The following is a 22,517-nucleotide window of genomic DNA, read 5'->3' as shown; positions in this document are numbered from 1 at the left end:
GATATTATAAGCACGAGCTTCTGGTGCAAATGACTTTTGTACGCCGACTAATGCCTCTTTGACGATATCTAAGCCACCGATATCTTTAGTAGCCGTTTCGCCAATAAATTCTAGTCCGTAAGTAGCGAATAACTCGTACTTGTAATCCAGTAATCGATCTGCTGCGGTGTCGAGATCCATCCCTAATTCAATTGGTTTTAAGGCAATCCGAATCTCTTCTAAAGTTAAGCCAGACAAGATATTTAAAAATTTAGGATTGTCTGCTGGCAGTTGTGCCCCCGCAATTAGCTCCCGTACTTCTGCGGGCGTAGGCAGAGGAAAATCGTAGCTGTAAATCGATTGGACGAACTGATGGGGAATCTCGCCTGTTTCGAGAAATACGATCCGCCGCTCGTTGCTGCGTTGGAGATGAAAGAACAGGTTGAGAATCGCCTGATGCGCTCGAACTTGTAAGGGTCGATCGAGCGAGGCAATCGCGGCAAATAGATCGATGTAGACTGAAATGCCCGACTGTAAAGATGGTGGAGCCAGATGGCGTAAGATCTCAGAGCCGAGATCGAGATCGTCCGCCCATTCGTCTAAAATCCGATCGATAGAGTACCATCCTGAAGCAATCGAACTCCAGCATTGGATCGGTAGCTGCATTTGTTGAGCGACTACTTGCAATTTTAAAATACTATTTTGTTGTTCGATCGCGCCAATCTCAATTCCGATTAGGGGACGATTGGCAAGAGCAATGGCTAGACTCATCGGACGTATCTGGTAGTTTTATGCGTTTTTCTCGATGCCGATTATTACTCAGTCGCTAGGTTGGCAAGACAACTTATTGTTGCAGCGATTCTTCAGCAGCAATTGCCAACTCTCGTTCGGCTGCGACCAACTTAGTCGCCTCCGCATCGTTATTCAACTGCGCTAATAAACCCGTCTTGGGACGATCGTACTCGACTTCATCCGGTAGATCGTTTAGATCGGCCAAGCTGACAACTTTCTCAACCCGAACCTTTTTTGCTGTAGATAATTCTTGCTTTTGAGTTTCGAGAACTTCATCGGCTGCTATTACAGTAGGAATCTTAGCTGGTTCGCGAGTAGCAATATTTTTCAATTCGCCTACGGCAGAACTAATTTGGGAAAATTCTGCCTTGGCTTGCTTGGCAACCCCTGTCGCCAGCTCCACGTCACCCGCGCTTGCCGCTCCGCGCTCGATCGATAGCAAACGTTCTACTTCATCGCCGTCAGCGCGGATTTTGGCGACGATTGCCATCGAATTGGAGTTCTTACCACCAGCAGTTAGATCGGTTAAAATCCTTCTTGTCGCAGATACCTTACCGCTGGTATCGATCGTTAACTTGCCGTTATCGTTGCTAATCATGGTAGCTCGCTCGTCTTTGACAATTTGATAAAACCTGTCACCAAACTCAAAAGATGTTTTTCCTGCTGGTAAGTTTTTGACTTCGTTTGCTAAATTACTTAACTGTGGCAGTGGCTTAGATACCGACTTTGCTTTGGGAGTAAACTCGCTCCCAGACTGTCCGTTAAAACCTAGTTCGGCAGAGTCGAGTACATCGTCGATCGACTCGATATTAACATCGTGAACGATAACTTCACCATCTTCATTGGCAATAAAGGTAAATGGCTCCGCTCCAGCTCTATTAACTGTATATTTTTGACTATTACCCAGATCTGCTGTAGCTGATATTGTCACCTGATTCTTCCCGTTGCCGATGACAAGGTTGTTTTTGTCAGTCTTGCCGATCTCATGCAATCGCACCAGTTGCTCCAGCCGCTGCTGATTATTGGCTAAAAGATCGTTAACAACCTCAGTCTTGAACTGCGCTGTGTTTAGCTCTGCTGATTCTGTAACTACCGCAGTTGGCAGCTCGCCGATCTCATCGCCATTGACAACCTCGGATTGCTGTTGAGCCAAGATCCGACCCGTTAGCGATTCGCTGGATATTTTTGCTAAATTGGGATTTAATACCGCAGGGATGGTATCGCGATTGATGGCGGCTTCAATTACCGCCGAATCCATATGTTTGGCAATGGTATTCATCTCGACCTTACCGTTTTTAACTTCTAATAATTTCGCTCCCTCTGAAGCAATAGTAACGTTGTAAAAATCATGAGGAGCTTTTTCTCCTTCAGGAGTCTTGAGTAAATCGATTAGCTTCTTGGCTTGTTCTGGACTAGTCCCTCGAACTTCTTCCTCAATATTCACTTTGCCCTTAGACCGATCGAACATAAATTGCTTAATCGAGCCAAGTGCATCGCTTAGTTTGGATTTGAGGTCTTTAAAGGAATCTTTACTCTTAGCTAAAACAAATTGTTTGGATAACTTGATAATCTCAATTGTGAGCTGCACTGACTTAGTAGGCAGTTCGATTAAATCCTTGCCAGTTCGATCTAAGTCTTTGGTTTTCTGTTTTAATCGTGCGGCTATGTCTGCTGATGTTTGTTCCTTTTGGTTAGATTTTTTTTGTAGTAATGCCGCGACAGTTGCCCCGACAATATTCCCCCCCAGCTTGCCGATCCCTTCAGCAAGATCTTCAACAGGCTTAGAGATTTCCTTCGCTGTCATGCCTTGAAACGCTGATTGGGCTTTAGCCTGAATTCCGTCCATAGTTTTCTCTAGATTTAAGATGTTTAGTTCGAGCTACTATAATTGTTGTTTAGACTTCAAGTGACAATAGCTCGTAAATCGGATAGTTAACCCCTACTGGCTCGATCGATTTTCCGACGAGTTCTGCATACATTGCTGGCGTATAATTTGCTAAAAAAAGATTTCGTTCGGGGATGTCGATAATGCCATCATCGCTCACTGTATAAGGTACTAGATCGTCAGGATGCTGGCGGATGTACGCGACAGCTTCTGGCTCTATTCGTAAAAATTCTCCTTCTTGCTCCATTACCCCGACGATTTCATCTACATCGATCCAAAAAGGGGTTGTTTTTAAATAATCACTGCCACAAAAAGCAAACGTGCATGGAGTCATATTGCGAAAAATAATCTGCTCTGCTATGAGAGAGTTGACCTCAACTAATTCGCCATCAATATAAGTGAGAATATATCGAATGTCTCGATCTAAAGAAGTTTTATAAACTGTTTTGCTTATTCCACGTAATCGCTCCGAGATAACTGAGTATTCATCGAAAATCTCAACTTTATGAAAGTCTAAATTATGAAATGGCTTATTTGTCGCAATACTCAGCTCCATTAATTCTCGAATACGCGGAATGCTGACAGTACTGGAATCGCAAAAGACAAACCGCTCGATATAACTAATGTCTAATGTCGGAAATCTGAGTGTGTCTAGTTTGGGATACTTAGTCTCTAGCGTCATAATTGGCTCCTTAGATAATCTAAATAAAGTTCGATCGATTATAGCGTAGAAACTAGAGGTTTCTTAGTATCTATTTTCACGTCAATTTCATTGTCTGGCTCTACTTCTGGATCGATAATTGTGGTTGTCGAAAAGACTGAATTAGAACCATTGAGAGATTTGAAAAACTTAATTTCGTGACTCTCTAAAAGTAGCAAAAGTCGATTGATATCGTCTTTTGCTTTGTACGCATCAAATTTCGCGCCTTGCTCCGACTTACTCGACCATTCCGAATAGATCGGGATATCGTCGTTTTTGAACAGCTTAGAATCTTCAGTGAGTTGATAGGGAGATGGATTACCCTGTGCGTCGGGATAAAGTACTACATTAACTAAAGTAGCTAATTTTGCGAGTAATTTACCCTCTGGTGGTTCGGGAAACAGGCGTTCGACAATCGCCCTGCGCTCGATCATAATTTCCGCATATTCGGCATTACTTAGCTGCCGTTTGCTCGACCGAGTTTTCGATAATAATTTATCCCAATGTCCGACCGATCGCTTGCTATTTTCGATATCTACTTGAGATACTTTAATATCATGTAAAATTGGAACATATGCCTCATTCTTATTGCTATAGCCAGGGGATATAGTGACAGCTTTACCTTGAGGAAGTTTCAAGAATTCTTCTGGAGTCATTAATGGTACTTGCGTCCGTTGCTCCGATCTCGATACCGTAGCGTTACCCTGTCCGCTGCCGCTGTTAACGGTCTTAGTCCAATAAACTATCTCTTTTTCCCCTAGATACTCTGAGTATTCCTTGGCACTGCTCCCATCCTGCGGGTTGAGGTAGTGTTTGGTCGCACAATTAGCCATCATCGTATTCGCCCGATCCTCACCGTAAGTTTCGTTAAGTTGGCTTTTATTTTGAAGTCCGAGCAAACCAACAAATCCCGCTGACCGCGATTCAGCCAACCAATTAGCCAATTTAGGTAATCTAAGAGACGGAATTTCGTCAAACGAGCAAACTAGTGGAGTTTTCCGGTGACGCGAGTGAGCAACGTTACGCGAGATTAATACGTCGAGAACCGTTGCGAGAATCGGTGTGAGAATCTCCCGATAGTCCTGGTTTAGCCCGACAATTACCAGTGTTTTTCCATCAAGATCGGGGTTGAAATCGCTCTTACCACACAGAGAAGATATAAAGTCTCGCTCGATGAACTTTTGAAAGACCTTCGCGGCGTTACCGATAATGCCGCCCTCTGTAACATTTGTATCTTTTTTACCGCCACCGATGCCGATTAACTGACTAAAAGCTTTATCGTTCCAGATATTCAGGCGTTTGCTGGCAAACTTGAGCCGACTGCTGAGGTTTGGCAGCGCGACGATCGCCGCCGCCGTCATCAAATCGCCAATTTCCGCTCGACTTTCTTGTTCTGCCACCCATTTAGCTGCTAAAAATAAGCCTTTAACCAGCGTCACCCCTGCATCTGTAAAAAACTCATTCCCCCCACTGCTTTTATCGCTGCCTTTGAGATTTTCGAGCATCACTTCTGCCATATTTCCCGCAGCAACCCCATGACCGGAATCGTCGATAAAATCGAGTAGGTTAATGGTGCAAGATTCGAGAAAACTCGGCGCGAAAATCTGGATGTTGTAGCCATGCTCTTTGGCATAACCGACAATCTCCTTAGACTGTTCGTAGTATTTAAAATCGTAGAGGACGATCGACAGTCCTTGGTCGATCGCCGAACGCAGGTAAGGATTGAGTACCCCGAAAGATTTCCCCGTACCAGCCGCCCCATATACCCCGGTGCCAGCTTGACAATCTGGAAAATACACGGTGCGATCGCGGTGGAGTAAGTTTGGAAACTTTGGTAAGTTCTTACGGCTCTGGCGGATTTTCTTCGCAATCTCGGTATTCGTGAATCCCTGCTGTTTGAGAGTTCTTTTAATACCACTCATCGTCGCTTGATGATGCCTCAATCGAGATCTTTGGGGTTGATTGATATACAGGCAGGTTTTACCGACTTTAGACCCTTTATTTGCCACCTGTCGGCGACCTTTGGCTTGGGAGTTTTTGCGTTCTCTAGCTCCACCCCAGTAGGCTTTACCCAGCTTGCCCTGCGGTTTTTTACTAAAAAGTGCGGCAATCAGCAAAATTAACATACAGCCCGCGATCGAGCCAAAGGGTGAAGCGATAAAGCTCTTAACTTGGGCGAAAGTGGGTAACTGCTGGGGTACTGACTGATGATTGGCTAAATGCGAACTATGAGATTTTGTCATTATGGCATCCTCACTTGACGGAAAATAGAAGCACCAACCACCGGGATGGCAATGCCCCGATCGCGTTCGGAAATAGTCAAGTACAAGGGTATGGGAATAAAATAGGGCGAGCAGCCAGCCAGCCAAGCACATACCCGCGTATTCATATGAATCAGTGCCGTACCTTTTTTGGCATTAACATCAGTCAAAATGAATTTCACGCCTCCAGAACCGATATCGGCGACGACTCCAGCAGGCTCTCGCCCGCCGTTCATCAGCGCAAGTGCGCCATAACCACCAGGAACAGATTGACTATCTCCCGAAATAATCCGCGCTCCATTGAGATAGGGCAGCCCCAAAACCGCTCGAAACTCGCCATAATCGCAATTGCTATTGCACTTATGTACCCCATTATCGGAAATTACCATGTGCCGAATGTTCCGCTCTCTAGTTCGCACTAAATCTAGCCGAATTGCCGCCACCCCAACTGGATACGAATACCCAGGCATTTTGGAAATCAGCACTTCACTCAATCCAGGGATCGTATTTGCCGTTAAACTAGAAATCCCTGGAAACTGCTTGAGCTGAATGTTTTGAATTTGAGGGAATTGAGCGATACTTGTTTTGCGTAAGTCAGCAACGCTGCCGAGCGTTGCATTAGGGTTTGTTGCCGCTAGATTGCCCACCGTAGTACGCGTCCCGTTAGCTGTGGTAACGGGCATTTGTGCCATCCCTAGAGTTGCCGCAATATCGCCAACTTTTAAGCGACTCAGCCACGGCGTTGCCTTTGCCAAACTGCTGTTAGGGTTGACCGTCGTACCATTTTTAGTCGCAATCTGAGCTGGAGTCAACTCTCCTGCGGCAAAAGTAGTGTTCCATATAGACATCGGTACGCAAGATGCTGGGGCTACTCCTGCGGGACAATTAATTGAAGTTACACCACCCATCGAACTTTGAGCTTCGGGGGGAACATTAACCCTTAGTGAATTAGCATAAGCTGGCATCGAGCCGATAGATGAGTTACCAAGCGTACTTTCAATCGTGCGAGTTTGTGCCTGTGCGGGATGAATGTTTGAGTTCAAACAGACCCCGATAACTGAGAGAATTAAATATCGAAATTTGAATCTCGTCATTGTAAATTACTCCAATTGTTTTAAATCTGAATAAAGTTAATGTAGAAAATTATTCCAGTTACTCCAAAAATGATTGGGATCGACCAAAAATAATACCAATCCAGCAGTGTATAAAGCAAAAAATAACAACTTACAAAACTGACTAAATTGACGAGAGCGATAAAAAACTAGAGCAGATTTAACCAAACAATCGAAATTTTCCATCATGATTTAAAATAGTGATAAAGTTGTTGTAAATTACACTAAGCGGCTCAAGAGCCTAATAAAATTAGCCTAGATACCAAGTTCAAATCGATGCGATGCTTAGTTGCGGCAGTAAGTAGTGGCATTCCTCCGCGAACGTCGAGGATAAACCGATCGATAGGATTATTTCCCTGCTTATTGTAGTTAGGAATTTCATTGCGACTGACAACAATTTTCAAACCATTGAACAGCTTAGAAGTTAAAATATCTAGTCGAATATAGTTTTCTCTCTGACGCAATTCCTCAGCATTTTTAGCAGCAATCGGATCGTAATATCGAACGGGAGGTGCAACTTTAACAAAATTAATTTGAGCGATCGCTATATCTTTAGTCGAACCCTGACGCAAACTAAAAATATACGTTCGACGGTTATTTGCGCGATCTCTAGTTCTAATCGTCAGTACTGACTGAGTAGCAATCGAGTTCACTTTAACTACCCCAGGTAACTGAAGTTTATCGATTAAGGTTAAATGCACTAAATTTGCCGGATCTTGACAACCTTCTTGGGCGGCGAGGCAACCTTCTGCCTTGATTCCCACAAAAGAGCGATTGTCTGCAATCATTGTTTGAATATATTCGCCAGCTCCTTCAAAGTTCAGGTTAACACCCACCCCAGGCGTGATATTTACCATCAACACGCCATTCATCGGTGTATATACGTTTTGGACGATTGGCTGATTGGCAAGACTGGGAGATCCACTTAGCAGCCCCGTAATTAAGGCTAATGGCAGTCCTAAATATTTTTTTACCACTCTCCTTACCTCACTGCGAAAGGCTTAACCGCAACGATCGTCATTTTGTATCCCATTGGCAAATACCACAGCCTAGACGCTCCCTCCAAACGCTCGATCTCGGTTTCATTGCGTTTTGACCAAGCTTCAAGAATCGGCGTTGCCCCACCGTCTAAAACTCCACCGATAATATTGGGGTTGCTAGTACTACTCGCCACAGCCGTGCCATTTGTCGAAACTTGAATCGACGTGCTGGGCTGAGTCAGAACTCTTCCTAGCCCAGAAGCAGCCCCTGCCAGAAACGTTTGCAAATCCCGCCGACCGATTTCGCCCTGGTCGAACTGCTTGTATTGAGCGATGACGGGATTATTATCGGTACCGCTGAGAATTAAGCTCCCTGCGTCAATTGGAATATTTTCACCATTAACAATGGCAACGGCTGAGACGATTCGCATTAGTCCATTTGATGCCACGGTGACGGTCGCAATAATTCTCGTACCATCGGGAATGGGCACCTCACCGTTAGTGTCGGCAAAACCCTGCTCTAGCTGCAATAAAATTTCTTGTCCGGCTTCACCAGGAATAATTTGCATCGGGGACATTAGCGATACTAGCCTGTTCTGACCTGGGATTACAATTGCCTGGGCGATCTTAGGGATAGGATTGTCTTTGTAATTATCTTTTTCTCTGAAATCTTGAGAAACTACTCCAGCAACAGGTTGAAGGAGTGCTTCTGGATATGACCTCGGATCGAGCGAGGCTACATAATTAGCGGCTGCGTTCTTGGTCGTGCTAGCTTGTGGCATGAGCTGCCGCGCTGGTTGCTGAATCAGAGGATTGAGCTGTGGGATTTGCTGCGGGTAAAATTGCTGAACGGGTGGTACTAAGGGTTGTAAAAACGATCGCCCTGCTTGTCCGTATGATTGCCCGACTGGTTGTTGGTAAATCTGAGAAGTCACAGGTGACGTAACGGGCTGTGGAATAGGTTGAGAAATAGTTTGCTGTGGACTAGGTTGGCGAATAGGTTGCCCGATAGGTTGTTGAACGGTTTCTGGTACAGCCTTTATGACGTTTTTAGATGCTACCTTCTCGCCATAAACTCCAATAGCGTTATCGGTAGCTTCCTGCCAAGATGCGGCTTTGGGCACGATCGCCGCAGTCGCTGGAGTGGGCTGGGGTTTAGCGATTGCCACTTGAGGTTTCAGGATAGGTTTGGCTAGAGGCTGAGGCTTAAATGCAACAGGCTGAGGCTTCACGGCTACTAATGAAGATTTCACCTTTGGCTCTCGTGCGACTATCGGCCTAGCAACAGGAGTAATCGCCGGGGAAATCGGAACGGGTTTAACAGGAGCGATTGGTGGAATGCGTCTTGGTGGAGGTGCTACATTTGTTGGCGGCTCGGCTCTGGCGGCAACGGGTGCAGCCGCAGGAACTGGCAGAACAGGGGTGGTTCGTGCGTTGGGGTTTGCTGCTGCGGCTCTTGCCTCCGCCGCAGCTTTAGCCAAACGCTCGGCTTCTTGAGCTTTGGCTGCCTCTTCCAGACCCCGCGTCTGGTCTTGCATCACTAACTTGTTCTGCATGTTGGCAAAACGCGGATCGGGCGCAAACTCAGCCTTGGAAACTGTAAGTTCGGGACTGGGATTAGCCGCTACTGGCGGACTCTTCTGCCCGCTGTTGCCAAACATCATGTAACCGATTCCACCGATGGGAATTGCCGAGAGTCCCAAGATCAAGACGGATTTAACACCACCTTGCTTATATAGAGGAATTTTAGTGCGCTGTTCTTCAATATCTCCTTGAGGATCGGACGGGGAAGCATGTAGCTGTTCGCTAGTGCCGGAAAGATCTGAATCAGTACCGACTAAATCGCTAAAAAATTCATTGTCTAAACGGGGATTTTCTGAAATAGATGTTTCTTTCATAATTATTTTTGAGGAGTCGTAGGCTTAACGTTGGTAGAAACAGGAGGAGCAGTTACTGCTGGTGGCTTTAGATCGTCTGCTTGATACCTCTCGACTGCATAGATTTGTAATCCAGAAGATTGCGCTATTGCCACCACTTGAGCTAAATCTCCTGGGGTAGCCGCTTGAGGCAGAGTTGCCGGATAAATTGCCTTAACATAGATAGTTTTATTAAATGGAATTGTTTTCTCTGAAACATTTGCTGCCGAGCGTAAAATTAGATTTGCGACGACGTTAACTTTCCACAGCCGCTCGTCACTATTTCCTTTAACTTCGATCGGATCTCCTAAATCTAAAATCGAAATTGTCACTTCCGACTGACCTTGTAAAACGCCTAATTTTGTTAGCAATGGTGCGATCGTCTCACCTAAAAATTCCTCTCTAAACTTATCTGATAAAGCAAAGCTCCCCGCCCAAACAGTAGTTGGTATCAATCCTTTAGCCGATTTGGATTCGATTGAGGCACCAGGGTCGATCTTCGGGCGGCGCATCTCCTCCGTAGTTGCCGCAGGCAAATATCTACTCCAGGTAAATAGCTTGCTTAAAGTCATTGCCGTGAAGTCCTTAATCAACTGAGGCGATCTGTTTTTGGATTCAAAAGCCGTAACTTGAATAGTTTTACCGTTAATAGTCTGTACCATCGTTGGTAGCGGACGATTGGCAACATTGTTGATGCTAAAAGCATTAATTACTAATAAAAGCGTATTAAGAATTGCTACTCCGCCAGTAACTAAAACAAACAGCGCGAAGTGATTGTTCTCTGTTGCTTGAGAATGCGGACGAATCTTAGTTAGAGATTTAAGTTCGTTAAATGTATCAGCCATAAATTTAGATCGTTATTTAGTAATTAAAGTTAAAATAATTTTGGATGTTACTTTCTACCCAAAAGTGCTTTATCCTTACCCCCGATAGATCCAGCTTTCCGCCCGACAGCTCCAGCTATTTTCGCACCATCGCTCGTACCGCCTGCTTTAGCCGCAATTCCTGCTTTAACTGCTTTACCAATACCGCCTGCGACACCTCCTGCCGCCGCTCCAGCGGCATTAATGGGGGCTGTTGCCAATCCTTCAGCAACGGCAATCATCGAACCTTTAGCAAAGATAAAAGTGATAAAGGGTGCAAATATTGCAGATAGCATCCCAAATACATAAGCCAATGGCCCCAACCTGCCTGCAATAGTGGCAATTAAAGCTAACACGATGGCAAAACAAATCTTGGCATTGCATAGTGCCCAGAACTGTGAAAACCAGTCCACCATAGCTTTTTCGTCAGCTACGCCCATTGCTAGAGCTAGAGGTAATAAATAAAACAATAAAATCGCCGCAAGTTCGAGTGCCCAGTAAAACATAATCGTGATGCACTTGAGAACCAAAGAAATTAGTTCGTCCCCCATTTTTGCAAAAGCTGCTCCAGGATCGGAAATAGCACTCCCAACGCTAATTGCCGTATTTACTAGACCATCTAGCACGTTACCGCCAGCATTATTGCCGTTAACTCCAGCACCGCTGGCCGCAGCTTGCTGCTGTGCGATTTGAGCTACCATGTCCTGTGAATATTGGACGATTGCTGGATCTGTCACCGGAGCTTTCTCGACAGTTTGCTTCAACTCCGCTGCTGCTGTTGCCGCACAGGTAAGCTGAGCTGACTGACCGCCTGACGTATTGGTCGTATTTGGCTTGAGCCGACATAGATTGAGAGTTGCTAGAAATTGCTTGACGGCTGCTTGTCCCGTTGCCGAATTAGCATTGGGATCGAGTGGTACGCTGGTAATTCCTGCTGCCTGTGACGCGGCAGAATCTGCCTGCATGTCCGCACCCACATTTTGAATGATGCTGATGCCAAACCCCTGCGTTAAGCCCCTGAGCGCGTAAGTTGCTTTCTTTGCTGGGCCGCCACTTTGAGACAGTAAGATGATAAATAACAATGGCATCAGTAACTTCTGGACGACGTGCCAAGGCTGCATTTCAGTATTTAGCCCGTACTCTTCATACAGCTTATAGATTCGCCAAGCTAAGAAAATAAATGCTAGCCCGATACTAAATCCCGCAATTCGCCCAAAAACACCGCTGCTGTTATAAAGTACCGCCCACATCGCGTTAGTCGAATCCATCGCATCCTTGGCGGCATTGGCTGCTGCTGAAGCTATGCCACCATTTGCCGCACTACTCGGAGGAGTTACCTGAGCAAAAAGATGTAAATTGACAGTAATGAGTGAGGTTAAATACATTTTGGAAAATTAGTAAAGTTTTAATTACAATCGCAGCAATAATGCCAATTAGCTCTGCTTTAACTTTCTAAATTATGGCTGCGATGTCACTCTAGAAATCCCGTCGATATACGAGCTAAGATAAACGTTGCGCTTTTGATAAGCAGTGCTAGCATCTGCTTCATTGAGGGCTACTTTCCGTTGGAGATCTTGACTTTCAGATGTTTGCTGCAATAACTGAGCTTGAACGATACCCTGTTTACTCGTATTGTTTAAAATCGCATCATTTTGATGAACGCTACCTGTCATTACAGCTTTCAAGTTTTGAATTGCAGTTAAAGAATCATCTTCCGAAATCTGCGCGAGTCGGTCTGAATTTTTGACTACGTTATTAGAGTCGGATATCATCACTCCGTTCTCGTTTGTAGCCTCTTTACCAAGAAAAACGCCCGCAGCAATTTTTCCGTTTTCAGTAGTGGGATCGGCACCGCCAAGAAACGAAACAGTCGGTGAATTATTACTATCTACAGCAATTTGAGCTGTAAGTCGCGCCTTAGCCGCATCGTTATTTTTTTGGATTAAAGCGACGATGTTAGCCGGACTCGATAGTGAGACGATCGACCGTTCTGCTGCTGTTGAAGATGTTGGTGGAGCGGTTGGAGTTGTGCCACCGAACAATCCAGCCAACCCAGCCAACCCAGGAAACATCGACTGAAACTGCGCTGTTGCTGTTTGTATGACCCAATCGGTAGCCGCCTGTTGAGCAGACACCATATATTGCTGTGCGACTGCTTGAGCCGATGCCTGGAGAGTAGAGGTAATATTCCCAAATGATGCAAATGTAGTTTCCGGGTTTGCCGCACAACTAGCAGGATCTTGAAGACAGGGAGCCAGCGGATTAGCAATAATTATCGGCGAGCCAACAGTGGGTGTGACGGTAAAACCTGTCGAGGTAAAAGCATCGGGATTGCTGCTATTGAGTGTAAATGATGGCAATGTTGGCAATGCTAATGGCGTTCCCGTAGGCTCAACGATTCCATTGGCGTTAACAGTGTAAGTGTTTCCGTTAGATCCAATTATCGGTATCGACCCAGTTGGTAAAACTGGAGTCGTACCAACGTTGGGAACGACCACAACAGAATTGATTGGAAGCCCCGTCACCGGATTAATAGGATTGAGCGTACCTCCAAGATTAGCTGCTTGAGCGCGAGCTGTAAATGCTAATATCGCCCACGCAATTGAAGTCGCACCGATTAATTTTAATTTCATAGCCATTGTTAAGTAGGTAATAATTCTGTAGCGTACTGATGCAGCCCTAAAATGGGATTCTCAGCCGCAGCCATTAACTCTTGTCGTCGTTTGACTTCAAGCGTATTGTTGACGACTGCTGCCAAACTTCCCGCACTGGCGTAAGCGCGGACGCGGGTATAACTGCGTCCGTCGAGTAATAGCCAGTTGGAGTACCCCAATGCCTTGTTAGGCTTGAATGAATCAGTCATGGTGGGGGCAAGAATTTCTTCGGGAATGAAGAGAATATCCCGAAATGCCTCCCTGACCTCTGGCTGAATCCTGCCAACTAATTTAATATTGCAGTTACCCAATATGCGGTCGCCGTCCGCGCAATTTTTAATCGAGCCTGGTTCTTGAGCTGCCAAAATTACGCTGATTCCTGATTTACCGCCGTTCGCACAAAGCTTGCCAACTTGACTTGCCAATGCTGGGAATTGGAGTAAAATCGCCGCCTCATCGACGATCAGTACGGACTTAACGTTACTAAAAGCACGTCTTAATACCGCTCCAAACATACACATCGACAGGATTGCCGCATCTTCGGCATTATTTACCCCGCGCATTGCCATCACAAATAGCTTGCTGTCGGCTAAAAATGTCGAGGGACGTGACAAGGCTTTGCCCACCCGACTGGTCAACCAGTAACGTAGTTTGGTAACAACAAAATTTAGAGCCTCGATCTGACCTGTTGAGTTTTTGAGGGCAATGCGCTCTGGCGAACAAAACTCGACAAAATGTTGCAAGGTTGGATACTTTAACCATTCTGGCGATCCGAGTCCAGCAATCCGCGCTTCTTTGATAGCCTTTTTGATCTCGTAGTCATTAAAAAATTTCGCCATCACCAGCGACAAGATCGATCGGACGATATCGCCATTAACGCTGGTATTTTGAGCGGTGGTACCCATCACCATCGAATAGAGAATTTCAAGCAAGAAGTCCTCATAGTCCAAGTGACGACTATCTTGCTGCTCTTGGGATAGATGGTTGATATTTGGTAGCTCGAATAGATTGCTGGCTTCTTTCCCCACGTCGAAGTAGGCTTCCCCCAGAAGCTGGGTATAGTCCTTAAATGTGCTTGCATCCTCTGTTGGTGGGTAATCAATGAGCGATACGGGTACATCGTTAAGCAAAAAATCATTTACCATGCCAGTCATGACAACTGATTTTCCCGATCTTTGAGTAGCTATCAGTATCATGTGATGCTGGCTATTAATCATGTCCAGAGAAATCGGGACGCCACCATCGTGAGAGATAAATTCAAACCCCGACTTATCGACTGTCGATACTTTCGATAGTGGAATCGTTCCCAGGACATACTCGCTAAAAATCCGACCCAGACGGTTGTAGGGAAATTTAAGCAGTGGAGTCCAGCAAACTGGAAATGTCTGTGCCCAGGTCTTCCAGGTATAAGTGGTTTCGCGATTGAAGTTTGCCGGATAGAGAAATAAACTTTCTAAATAATCACAGGCACGATCTAACTTATCTAATGAGTCGCGATGAACTAAGAAGACTGTCGAACAAGAGAGCGCGACATCGCCTCGGTGTAAGGTTGCACGAGCGTCAATTGCCTCTTCGAGATCGATCGTCGCAGCTACCCCTACATCTCCATCTTCAGCAGCTTTACCCGCACGGAAGATTTGCTCTTTGGTGACATCTTTAAGCTGAGAGCGAACGATCGTTTGATCGACTTTAGATAACTGCGTGATAATTTCAACGTCATTAACTAAATCCTGGCTGAGTTTGCTCCAAAAGTAGTTAAGGCAGTCGCGCTCGTCCTCCCAGCCATCGGGACGATCTAGCATTGCCATGACTGCGGTAAACCGCTTTTTAACTCGTACCCAACGGTAATCAGCCGTTGGTAAAGATTCCTCGCTGTTGATTAGCAGTGACAAAGCATGGATGTCAGAGGTGATTTCCTCTTTAATCGAGTCGCGATCGAAAATCAATTTCTGGGGGACGGGAATACACGGCTTGGTATTGAATCTTCCCCATAAATCCGCCCATAGTTCCTGTGCCTGTAAAGGTCTGACGGTTAAACCCATCTTATTGACGAAAATCTGTTCCCACAGCAAGAAAGCGTTAAAACTAGCTTCGAGAAACGCAAAAAACTCCTGAGACTTCTTGATTTTCTCTGCCCCAGAGAAACTGCCGAGATTTTTCAGCAACCCCTTGGTAATTTTCTCGACCCGATCGTCTTTGACATCAGCGTCGGGATCGTAAGTGAACGTCGCAAATACCCGCAAACTCTTCTGCTTTCGCAGCCCCTTCATACTCAAAATTTCTAACCGCTTGAGTTCGGTCGTGGCAATATATTTAAGAATGGGGTTGGTAGTATTATTGATAAGCTTAATAAGGTAGTTGCGCCGATCGCCATCTTCAACGAAAGACTTCGCATGAAATGTCAACAGTTCCCCTTCCGGTAAATCCTTAAACCCGTTACTAGTTTGATAAAACGTTGAATCTAGCTGCGCGTCGGGCAAGTTTGGGTGGATGCCGTCGCAGTCGAAACCAAAAACCGCTCGGTATTTAGTTTCAGCCCAAGATAATAAGTAAGCACCGAATTTACGCCCTTCGGCCTCAAACTGGATGTGACAGATCAAATCGAACTCATTTTCGATCGGCACCACTTTTTCAGCCTTACCACCGGGTAAAAGTATATCCTTACGAAATGTAACTTTATGAGAAACCTTATTTTTCGCAGCTTCAGCGACGTTTTCTCTGAACTTGAGGGGCTTTTTGAGGGCGATTGTCATAATCTTGCAGAGATTGTAAGAAGGGCTTGTAGCGAATATTGGCTCGATAGTAACGATATGGATGATAGAAAGTACCCAAAAACCTCCAAACTCCTCTAGCAACTAAAATTGCCCAGGCAACATTGATTGTTAAGCAAATTACCACAGTCGGCATCCACGGAAAACCAAAGGTTATACATCCAAATATTGCGGCTAAAATGTCAAGTAACAAAGCTGGAATCATTACATCGGCAGGAATGCCAGCAATATTTCGCTTTCTTGATAAAATCCGATTTACTTTTATAGGCACGACATACTTACAAAGCTTGAAATTAACTAAATCTGATAAGTGGAGTCGATCTAACAATCGTTAGATCGACTCAAACGATTGCTCCATAGCTTATGGGCCGAGAAATAGGGCTGCGGCACCATCGATAATCCCCACAACCACCAGCAATATCACTGGGGTCTGAATTACATCTAACAGCTCGGCTTGTTGGGTATATTTTTCATACGCTCTGTATAACGCCCACATAAAGCCCAGAAAAAACAGTACTCGGAACAAGATAATTATGTTGTTAATAATTGCTGTCGCACCAGCGGGAGCCGCACCACCAACACCACCACCAGCAGTAGCAGCTCCCCCTGCCGTCACTGCTCCCACGTTCCCAGAGATAATTGCTGTAAGTGTTGCAACTCCTGAGTTAGTCAAGATAATCGCACTAGATGGGCTGGTCGCATAATTGAAGACTGTAATCCCAACCAATAAGCCGACAAACATCAGCCATGTACCGTTTTTGCCGTATTTGTGGAAGAACTCGTTAACAGTTTCACCGATGCTCGGATTGGTAAAGTAAACAGCAAAACCAGCCAAGCCTACAACGGCCAACATTAGCAGTGCCGCCGTACCGTTGGCCGGATGCAGGTACCAGTCAAAGATAATAATCGCACTAGCTACAATCAGCCAGGATTCAGCCGAAAAAGAATGATAAAAGCGATCGAATACGTTGCGCGGTCTTTGGCGATTGAAGCGAGCTGTTCTAGTCATGTTCATAAACCTAATTTCTTTAATTACAACGGATGAGTGCGAAAGTGCTCTAAATATTTTTCAGTTTGCTCAGACTATTTACTAATAGCAATTGACTTAAAATCACTACTTAAATTAAGTGAAGATTGAATACCTAACCTACTCGGTGTACACTGTGTACGCGGTGTACTTGGTGTCCAACATTGAATTTTTTTACAGCTTAATTGAATATCTATCGTCAATTAAGCGCGATATTTTGATTGAGTTGAATAAGATTGTAGCCGATTAAAAATATAAGTCAACAGGTTTTGTAATTTTAATATTTCTCAATACTTTCAGCCATCTAAGCTAAATAGCTGAAAATACAATTAAAATAGGGTAAAATAAATGCTAAGTAAGTTTTTATTAAGCAAATATGCTGACTAAAATATCAAATAGTAAAAATTAAATAATAAAAAGCAGCCACTTTGGATATGTCCAAAGTGGCTGCTTTTATCGTTCTCGTCAGCCAATTTTCTCTTGCTAGCAATCGAACCTTAATTAATTCTTTGCTCCTTGCTGCTTAATACTGGCTAGTGAACCAGCCGGAGGTATCACCAGTGCTACGATGGTCGGTTCCTTCAGAGCATTTTTACTTCTTCTTGTTTCCCTGGTCAGCGCGATCGTCTGACCCTCAGCGACAAGATCTAGTACTTCTGCTAGGTTATTTCTAAAATAGCGCATCCCAAAATATTGCATGGCATTCTTATATACAATGTATACCGTGTAAGAACAGGAACTCAAAAAGAATGTCCGAAAGTTCGCGCCCAGAAGTTATCGCTAAAGTAATGTCTCTCAGGAAGAGTCTGACTAATCGGTAAAATCTAGCACCCTTGATTTTCCTCTAAAGCTAGCGCAAATTTACAGGTTTGTAAAGAATGTAATCGGTTGTAGACGCCTAGTTATGGAATTGCCACGAAGCAGAGTTTATCGCGAGCGATGCCATTAATCGGCACTGGCGTATTCAGTTTGCGCGTTGAGGCTTTGCACTGCGCGGTTAGCCCACCCTTATTAATTACGACAATTTGCCTAGCTAGTTGTCCATCGGGACTGTTCAACCAGTTTGCAACTGCCACCCGCTCGTCCACTTTTTTCCAAGTCAATCCTGCTGCGATGACTGAGGTTAATGCCATCGTTGCGCCGATAGCATAAAAGAACCAAGGAATCTGTTGAATATGCGTCTGAATTGGCGGAGATTTAATCGTGTCGAGCTTACTGGTTACTTCTATTAATGTTTGTTCGTTCTGCACGACCTGTTTCAATAAGGCACTATTACCCTGAGATATGCTAATTTTCGCAACTAGATCGTCTGTATATCGCTCGAATGCAATAGGACTAAATTGCTCTTTTAAAATCTCCAGCGTTCGGTCTAAACTCTCTCCTGAATCTTTAATTCCATCTCGAACTTCAGAAAATTTTGCATCATTCTGTTTGATGTTTGCGCGAACTGTTTGGGCAATTCTTTCTATCAAACTATCTCCATGCGAATCTAAAATTTCTCTGGTATGATTTTCAAATCTGCCTACAAGGTGTGTTAACATTGTCGTAGCTTGTAAAACTTCAGCTACCGGATCGGCATCGGATATTTGATGCCGATCGACCGTTCTTTGCGCGAAATCTTGAATCCCCTTTACTTCCTGTCTGAGCAGGAATCCCAGAGAATCACGATCTGGTAGCTGCTCTACCTGTGGTACCGATTTAGGTACTTTAGACACTACAGGTGCATATTCATAATCATCTAATCGATCTGATAACATGGAATAACGATCCTCAATTTCTGTTTCACTCATTAAATTCGAGTCCTTAGTAACAAATAGTTAGATTTATGCTCCCATGAATACGCACGCGCATAACATATTACACTCGATACTTGAAAGAATTTAATAATTCAAGTTGTGACGATGAGAATAGACAAGTAAAAATGGAACTGACTGCACCTACCCCTGCCTTAATAGCAACTTCTGAAAACACTCCCATATTATTTGCTGCCAAGTTACTTGGATACTCAACACATGAGGGTATATCGATGAACAAAGCGATAATTAACAATCGAGTTTATCTAGAACTATTATCAATTATAATTTCGCAACTAGACCCGAATGCGTCTTGCCTGGAATGTCTCGATCGCAACCTCCTCTCAGCTAGCGATCGAGAACGCGATCGGTACCCAATCAATCGGTCGGCATTGAATGACCTGCAAGTGATGCAAGATGAGATAATCGCAGTTGCTGATAGTAAAGCAATCTTCGGCTACGCACTGATAATCCTGCTAAAACCTAGTATAGCCAATTCCGAACTAGCGGCTGCTCAGAAAAGGCTTGGTGAAGCCATAACTCGAATTAATAGACTAACCGATATAATCGGGCTACTGCTGACAAACTTCGGGGATAGTGGACTCAAGTTGACGATTGAAGTTAAAACTGAGCTTGGAGTAATTGACTTATTTGTCAAAATGGCAGATTTGCGAAATTTCGCGCTCATGCTCAGAAGTAACGGTAACAACTACATTATGTGGCAAAAAGATCGAAAGCAATTTTATATTCGGCATACGGGGATTAGAGGATTAAAACACTGGGGTACCACCACACAGATCCTGGAAACCTTCAACTTGCAGACAAATTGGTTACAAAAAGTCAAATCACCAATTATCGGCTCTACTGCTTCCCAACGTAAGAAACCAATCATTCGAGCGATCGTCCTAACTGGCGAAACCGAATTAGATAAATTGCATCACGATCCTGAAGCCAAGGTAGATTTTGGGCGGACTAAAGTAGTTAAAATCGATGCTGGCTATACAACCTACCTACTTCAGTCTATCGACTTGGTTAAATTCCTCATGCCACCAGTGGAAAGCTGAAAATGACGCACTGTTAACCTGTTGCACTCGATCGAACAACCAAAACGCTCGATTCCCATACTTGTGAGGATAAAAGTCACCATAAATCATCAGTCTAAAATACTACCTAAAGTTACTTAAATAAGGTAATATAAATGCACACATATCAAAAAAGCCCCACGTTCTGACGCAAAAGGGCTTAATTGATAAACTTATTCAGGAGTTATTAGAGTTAGGTCTAAGTCTTCAGCTTGATTCTTATCTCAAAGTCTTACCCGAACACACAATCATAGTTTTAAGACGCTATGTTTGCATTATAACCAGTTTTGGTTATAATGTCTACCCTTGCATGATGTAACTTTTATCGCATCATCGCAGGGATTCGGGTAAAGGAGGTAAAGATAAAAAATAAAGACTTAACTGAAGCTCTATGACTCCATCAGGAGCCAAATGAATCTTCAAATCGACATCTACGCCCAACTCGCTCGACTATTCCACCTTGGCTATCGTTTCATCAAAGCCAAGAATACCGATAAGCCTCAGTGGGAGACAATCGGTAAATACCAGCTCAAAAGTGGCGGATTTATAAAAGACTACGCCAGCACCTTATTCCTGCTCGGAGTGGGATTCGGAGCCAGCACCTTCTACGCTATGCTGGATCTCGATATTGGTAGCCCTTACCATCCAGCGAATAACCCCAAAGCTTTCCAAAAACTCCTCCATACTTTAGAGAAAAAAGGGCTAACCCATCCAGTCCTCATTCAAAGCTCCAATAGCGGCGGCATTCACGTTTACTACTTCTTTCCAAAAAAACTTCATACATTCCGCGTTGCTAGTTTTATCCACGTCACCCTGATTAATGCGGGATTCAAGTTCAAACCAGGACACCTAGAAATTTTCCCTAACCCCAAGCCATACAGCACCAACGGTAAATTCAGCAACTATAAGCCCCATCGACTGCCCCTGCAACCAGATAGCGGTTCTTACATACTCGATCGCTGGGGACATATCGTCATGAATGCAGAAAGTCTGACTCACATCGGACAAGTTTCGATGTTTCTGAGGTTAGCTGAAGCATCCGCCGCCGCACACGGCGAAGATATCGCCAAAATTGAAACAGCTCTAGACTGGGCATATCAGCTCTACACCCACAAAATTGCCAAATATCAACATTTAGACCGTGATTACAGCGAAGCAGCCAGGGAATGGCTAGAAGACCTGTTGTTAACAATGGCAATTGGCTGGACGGGGAAGGGACAAACCAATCAAATGCTTCAAATCCTCGTTACTTATGGCGTAGTGTTCAAAGATCTGGAAGTTAAACAAGAGCTATTTGACTGGGTACATGAAACAGTTCTCGGCACTAGGGGTTATGTAGAACATTGTAATCACCACCGCGACATTGAACCCCGAATCTGGGACTGGGTAAATGCAACGATCGATAACGAATACTACGTAAGCTATTGCGGATTCCCCGCCCGACGTGGCATTGGGATCGATAAATTAGTCAAGCATATCAAGAAAAAGGAGCGAAAAGCTAACGCACACAATCAAAAAACCGCAGAACAGACACAGCAGCGACTAACAACGATCCTAGCGATGCTAGGACAGCTACCCCGACTGATCACCGACCGAATCAAAGCGATTCAAACAAAGTGGCAAGATCTGTATGATGAAAAAGTTTCAAGCGTGACACTATATCACAAAAAGTACAAGTCACTGTGGAATGGAAGTCTAGCAAGTGTAGAAATAGCAGATTTAAGCGAAGATTTTACCCTAGAGCTAAAATCCCTAGAAACAAGCTTGGCTGCGCCATCAACTCAAAAAGTAAGTCAAGACGATCGACAAGAGCAATCGACTGATAATGCTGACCCTGCAACAGTATTTTATCCTAAAACCTTATATGAAGTGTTTGACAGAAATGGAGGCTTGGGCACCGCAGGGGCACAGCCCATCACCCCCGAAGGTTCTGCTACTCCTGAAGATTCTACTCCTGAAGATTCTACAAATCAGTATATCGAACATCCTCAAACTCAAAGTCTAGAACGATCGATCCCACTTCAAGAGCAAAACACTCTTTCTACAGTTATCGAACTAGTTGGCAAAATTAGAGAATCAAACCTACAACTAGAAGATAACCTGTTACTTGAGATGTTACGTCATCCTCAGTTCGATCGAATCGAATCACTACTGGAGATAGGATCGCAGTTACTCCGTGCCAATTCTTGGACTGAAGTTGAAAGTATTACCAAAGAATTATGTTCGATCGATAAGCAAGATCTATGGCAATCTCTCACTTTTGCAGAGCGGTCTAAAATTAACGCGCTTAAAATGCTTCAAAAGTTACCTCCTGAACCAGAGATAATTCTTGAGCCGATTCCAAGTATTTGCGATCCTAGTGCGGTTGCTGTATCGACACCCACCCCAAATGTCGAAATTGGTACGCGGCTGCGGCGCAATCGAATTAAGGTTGCTGCGAATCGTTATGTTGAGGTAATTTTAAACTGTGAAGTTATCGGACGCAATGGCTTAAATTGGATGGTGCAATCGCCACAAGGAGGTCGCTATAACGTTTCTTCAGCAGCACTTGAAGGAGGTGAATGGGAGATCGAAATCGGTTCGTGTGAAGCTGGGGAAAGTTTACCATCGGGCAAGTCTACTCCGTTTGGTATTGAAACTATCGTTCGAGCGATCGACGGATTTGTAGGTAAGATCGCTCGGATTTATAAGTACAGTAAGGA

General features: G+C 44.5%; 15 protein-coding genes and 1 pseudogene. 2 read left to right on the top strand and 14 right to left on the bottom strand.

The genetic code is table 11. The features are described from left to right. From ACEW9J_RS02260 to ACEW9J_RS02195, 14 genes and pseudogenes are all read right to left on the bottom strand, one after another. Positions 1 to 750 (bottom strand): annotated as a pseudogene (locus ACEW9J_RS02260) (hypothetical protein); the annotation flags it as partial. Between the two features lie 73 nt (positions 751 to 823). Continuing rightward, positions 824 to 2,617 (bottom strand): hypothetical protein, encoded by a 1,794-nt coding sequence (locus tag ACEW9J_RS02255; RefSeq protein WP_373543525.1) that lies wholly within the window; start codon positions 2,615 to 2,617, stop codon positions 824 to 826. A 49-nt stretch (positions 2,618 to 2,666) separates the two neighbouring features. After that, the gene (locus ACEW9J_RS02250; protein ID WP_373543524.1) at positions 2,667 to 3,338 is read right to left on the bottom strand and encodes a hypothetical protein; all 672 of its coding nucleotides are present in this window, start codon (positions 3,336 to 3,338) and stop codon (positions 2,667 to 2,669) included. Positions 3,339 to 3,376: 38 nt separating this feature from the next. Then, complete coding sequence (locus tag ACEW9J_RS02245) at positions 3,377 to 5,599, bottom strand: type IV secretion system DNA-binding domain-containing protein (protein ID WP_373543523.1); 2,223 nt, start codon at positions 5,597 to 5,599, stop codon at positions 3,377 to 3,379. After that, positions 5,599 to 6,711 carry a hypothetical protein gene (locus ACEW9J_RS02240; protein ID WP_373543522.1) on the bottom strand — a complete coding sequence of 371 codons (1,113 nt, stop codon included), beginning with the start codon at positions 6,709 to 6,711 and terminating at the stop codon, positions 5,599 to 5,601. The genes ACEW9J_RS02245 and ACEW9J_RS02240 overlap by 1 nt, the downstream gene beginning before the upstream one ends. A 251-nt stretch (positions 6,712 to 6,962) precedes the next feature. After that, positions 6,963 to 7,706, bottom strand: coding sequence for a hypothetical protein (locus tag ACEW9J_RS02235; protein WP_373543521.1), 744 nt, complete (start codon positions 7,704 to 7,706; stop codon positions 6,963 to 6,965). Between the two features lie 5 nt (positions 7,707 to 7,711). Beyond that, complete coding sequence (locus tag ACEW9J_RS02230; RefSeq protein WP_373543520.1) at positions 7,712 to 9,607, bottom strand: hypothetical protein; 1,896 nt, start codon at positions 9,605 to 9,607, stop codon at positions 7,712 to 7,714. Positions 9,608 to 9,609: 2 nt separating this feature from the next. Beyond that, the gene (locus ACEW9J_RS02225; RefSeq protein ID WP_373543519.1) at positions 9,610 to 10,470 is read right to left on the bottom strand and encodes a hypothetical protein; all 861 of its coding nucleotides are present in this window, start codon (positions 10,468 to 10,470) and stop codon (positions 9,610 to 9,612) included. A gap of 47 nt (positions 10,471 to 10,517) precedes the next feature. After that, entirely contained in the window at positions 10,518 to 11,873 is a 1,356-nt protein-coding gene (locus tag ACEW9J_RS02220) for a hypothetical protein (RefSeq protein WP_373543518.1), read from the bottom strand. Positions 11,874 to 11,945: 72 nt separating this feature from the next. Beyond that, positions 11,946 to 13,121, bottom strand: a complete 1,176-nt coding sequence (locus tag ACEW9J_RS02215; RefSeq protein ID WP_373543517.1) for a hypothetical protein — start codon at positions 13,119 to 13,121, stop codon at positions 11,946 to 11,948. 8 nt (positions 13,122 to 13,129) lie between these two features. Continuing rightward, positions 13,130 to 15,895, bottom strand: coding sequence for a hypothetical protein (locus ACEW9J_RS02210; protein ID WP_373543516.1), 2,766 nt, complete (start codon positions 15,893 to 15,895; stop codon positions 13,130 to 13,132). Then, positions 15,846 to 16,184 carry a hypothetical protein gene (locus ACEW9J_RS02205; RefSeq protein ID WP_373543515.1) on the bottom strand — a complete coding sequence of 113 codons (339 nt, stop codon included), beginning with the start codon at positions 16,182 to 16,184 and terminating at the stop codon, positions 15,846 to 15,848. Before ACEW9J_RS02205 ends, ACEW9J_RS02210 begins: the two co-directional genes overlap by 50 nt. A 90-nt stretch (positions 16,185 to 16,274) precedes the next feature. Further along, entirely contained in the window at positions 16,275 to 16,922 is a 648-nt protein-coding gene (locus ACEW9J_RS02200) for a hypothetical protein (RefSeq protein WP_373543514.1), read from the bottom strand. 920 nt (positions 16,923 to 17,842) lie between these two features. Continuing rightward, positions 17,843 to 18,730: a hypothetical protein gene (locus ACEW9J_RS02195; RefSeq protein WP_373543513.1), complete on the bottom strand. Its 888-nt coding sequence runs from the start codon at positions 18,728 to 18,730 to the stop codon at positions 17,843 to 17,845. Between the two features lie 236 nt (positions 18,731 to 18,966). Between ACEW9J_RS02195 and ACEW9J_RS02190 the strand changes: the two genes are divergently transcribed. Next, entirely contained in the window at positions 18,967 to 19,797 is an 831-nt protein-coding gene (locus ACEW9J_RS02190; protein ID WP_373543512.1) for a hypothetical protein, read from the top strand. Positions 19,798 to 20,226: 429 nt separating this feature from the next. After that, positions 20,227 to 22,517 (top strand): hypothetical protein (locus ACEW9J_RS02185; RefSeq protein ID WP_373543511.1); only part of this gene is annotated, 2,291 nt, incomplete at its 3' end.

Origin of the sequence: Chamaesiphon sp. (assembly GCF_041737865.1) — a bacterium.
Lineage (GTDB): Bacteria > Cyanobacteriota > Cyanobacteriia > Cyanobacteriales > Chamaesiphonaceae > Chamaesiphon.
The sequence above is the reverse complement of the archived record's forward strand: the minus strand, read 5'-3'. Positions and strand labels throughout refer to the sequence as shown.

What these genes read in the sequence shown, in the direction of transcription:
- ACEW9J_RS02215 (WP_373543517.1), bottom strand. Translation starts at nt 13,121, where the DNA reads ATGAAATTAAAATTAATCGGTGCGACTTCAATTGCGTGGGCGATATTA.
- ACEW9J_RS02255 (WP_373543525.1), bottom strand. Translation starts at nt 2,617, where the DNA reads ATGGACGGAATTCAGGCTAAAGCCCAATCAGCGTTTCAAGGCATGACA.
- ACEW9J_RS02245 (WP_373543523.1), bottom strand. Translation starts at nt 5,599, where the DNA reads ATGACAAAATCTCATAGTTCGCATTTAGCCAATCATCAGTCAGTACCC.
- ACEW9J_RS02220 (WP_373543518.1), bottom strand. Translation starts at nt 11,873, where the DNA reads ATGTATTTAACCTCACTCATTACTGTCAATTTACATCTTTTTGCTCAG.
- ACEW9J_RS02210 (WP_373543516.1), bottom strand. Translation starts at nt 15,895, where the DNA reads ATGACAATCGCCCTCAAAAAGCCCCTCAAGTTCAGAGAAAACGTCGCT.
- ACEW9J_RS02250 (WP_373543524.1), bottom strand. Translation starts at nt 3,338, where the DNA reads ATGACGCTAGAGACTAAGTATCCCAAACTAGACACACTCAGATTTCCG.
- ACEW9J_RS02195 (WP_373543513.1), bottom strand. Translation starts at nt 18,730, where the DNA reads ATGAGTGAAACAGAAATTGAGGATCGTTATTCCATGTTATCAGATCGA.
- ACEW9J_RS02230 (WP_373543520.1), bottom strand. Translation starts at nt 9,607, where the DNA reads ATGAAAGAAACATCTATTTCAGAAAATCCCCGTTTAGACAATGAATTT.
- ACEW9J_RS02190 (WP_373543512.1), top strand. Translation starts at nt 18,967, where the DNA reads ATGAACAAAGCGATAATTAACAATCGAGTTTATCTAGAACTATTATCA.
- ACEW9J_RS02240 (WP_373543522.1), bottom strand. Translation starts at nt 6,711, where the DNA reads ATGACGAGATTCAAATTTCGATATTTAATTCTCTCAGTTATCGGGGTC.
- ACEW9J_RS02225 (WP_373543519.1), bottom strand. Translation starts at nt 10,470, where the DNA reads ATGGCTGATACATTTAACGAACTTAAATCTCTAACTAAGATTCGTCCG.
- ACEW9J_RS02200 (WP_373543514.1), bottom strand. Translation starts at nt 16,922, where the DNA reads ATGACTAGAACAGCTCGCTTCAATCGCCAAAGACCGCGCAACGTATTC.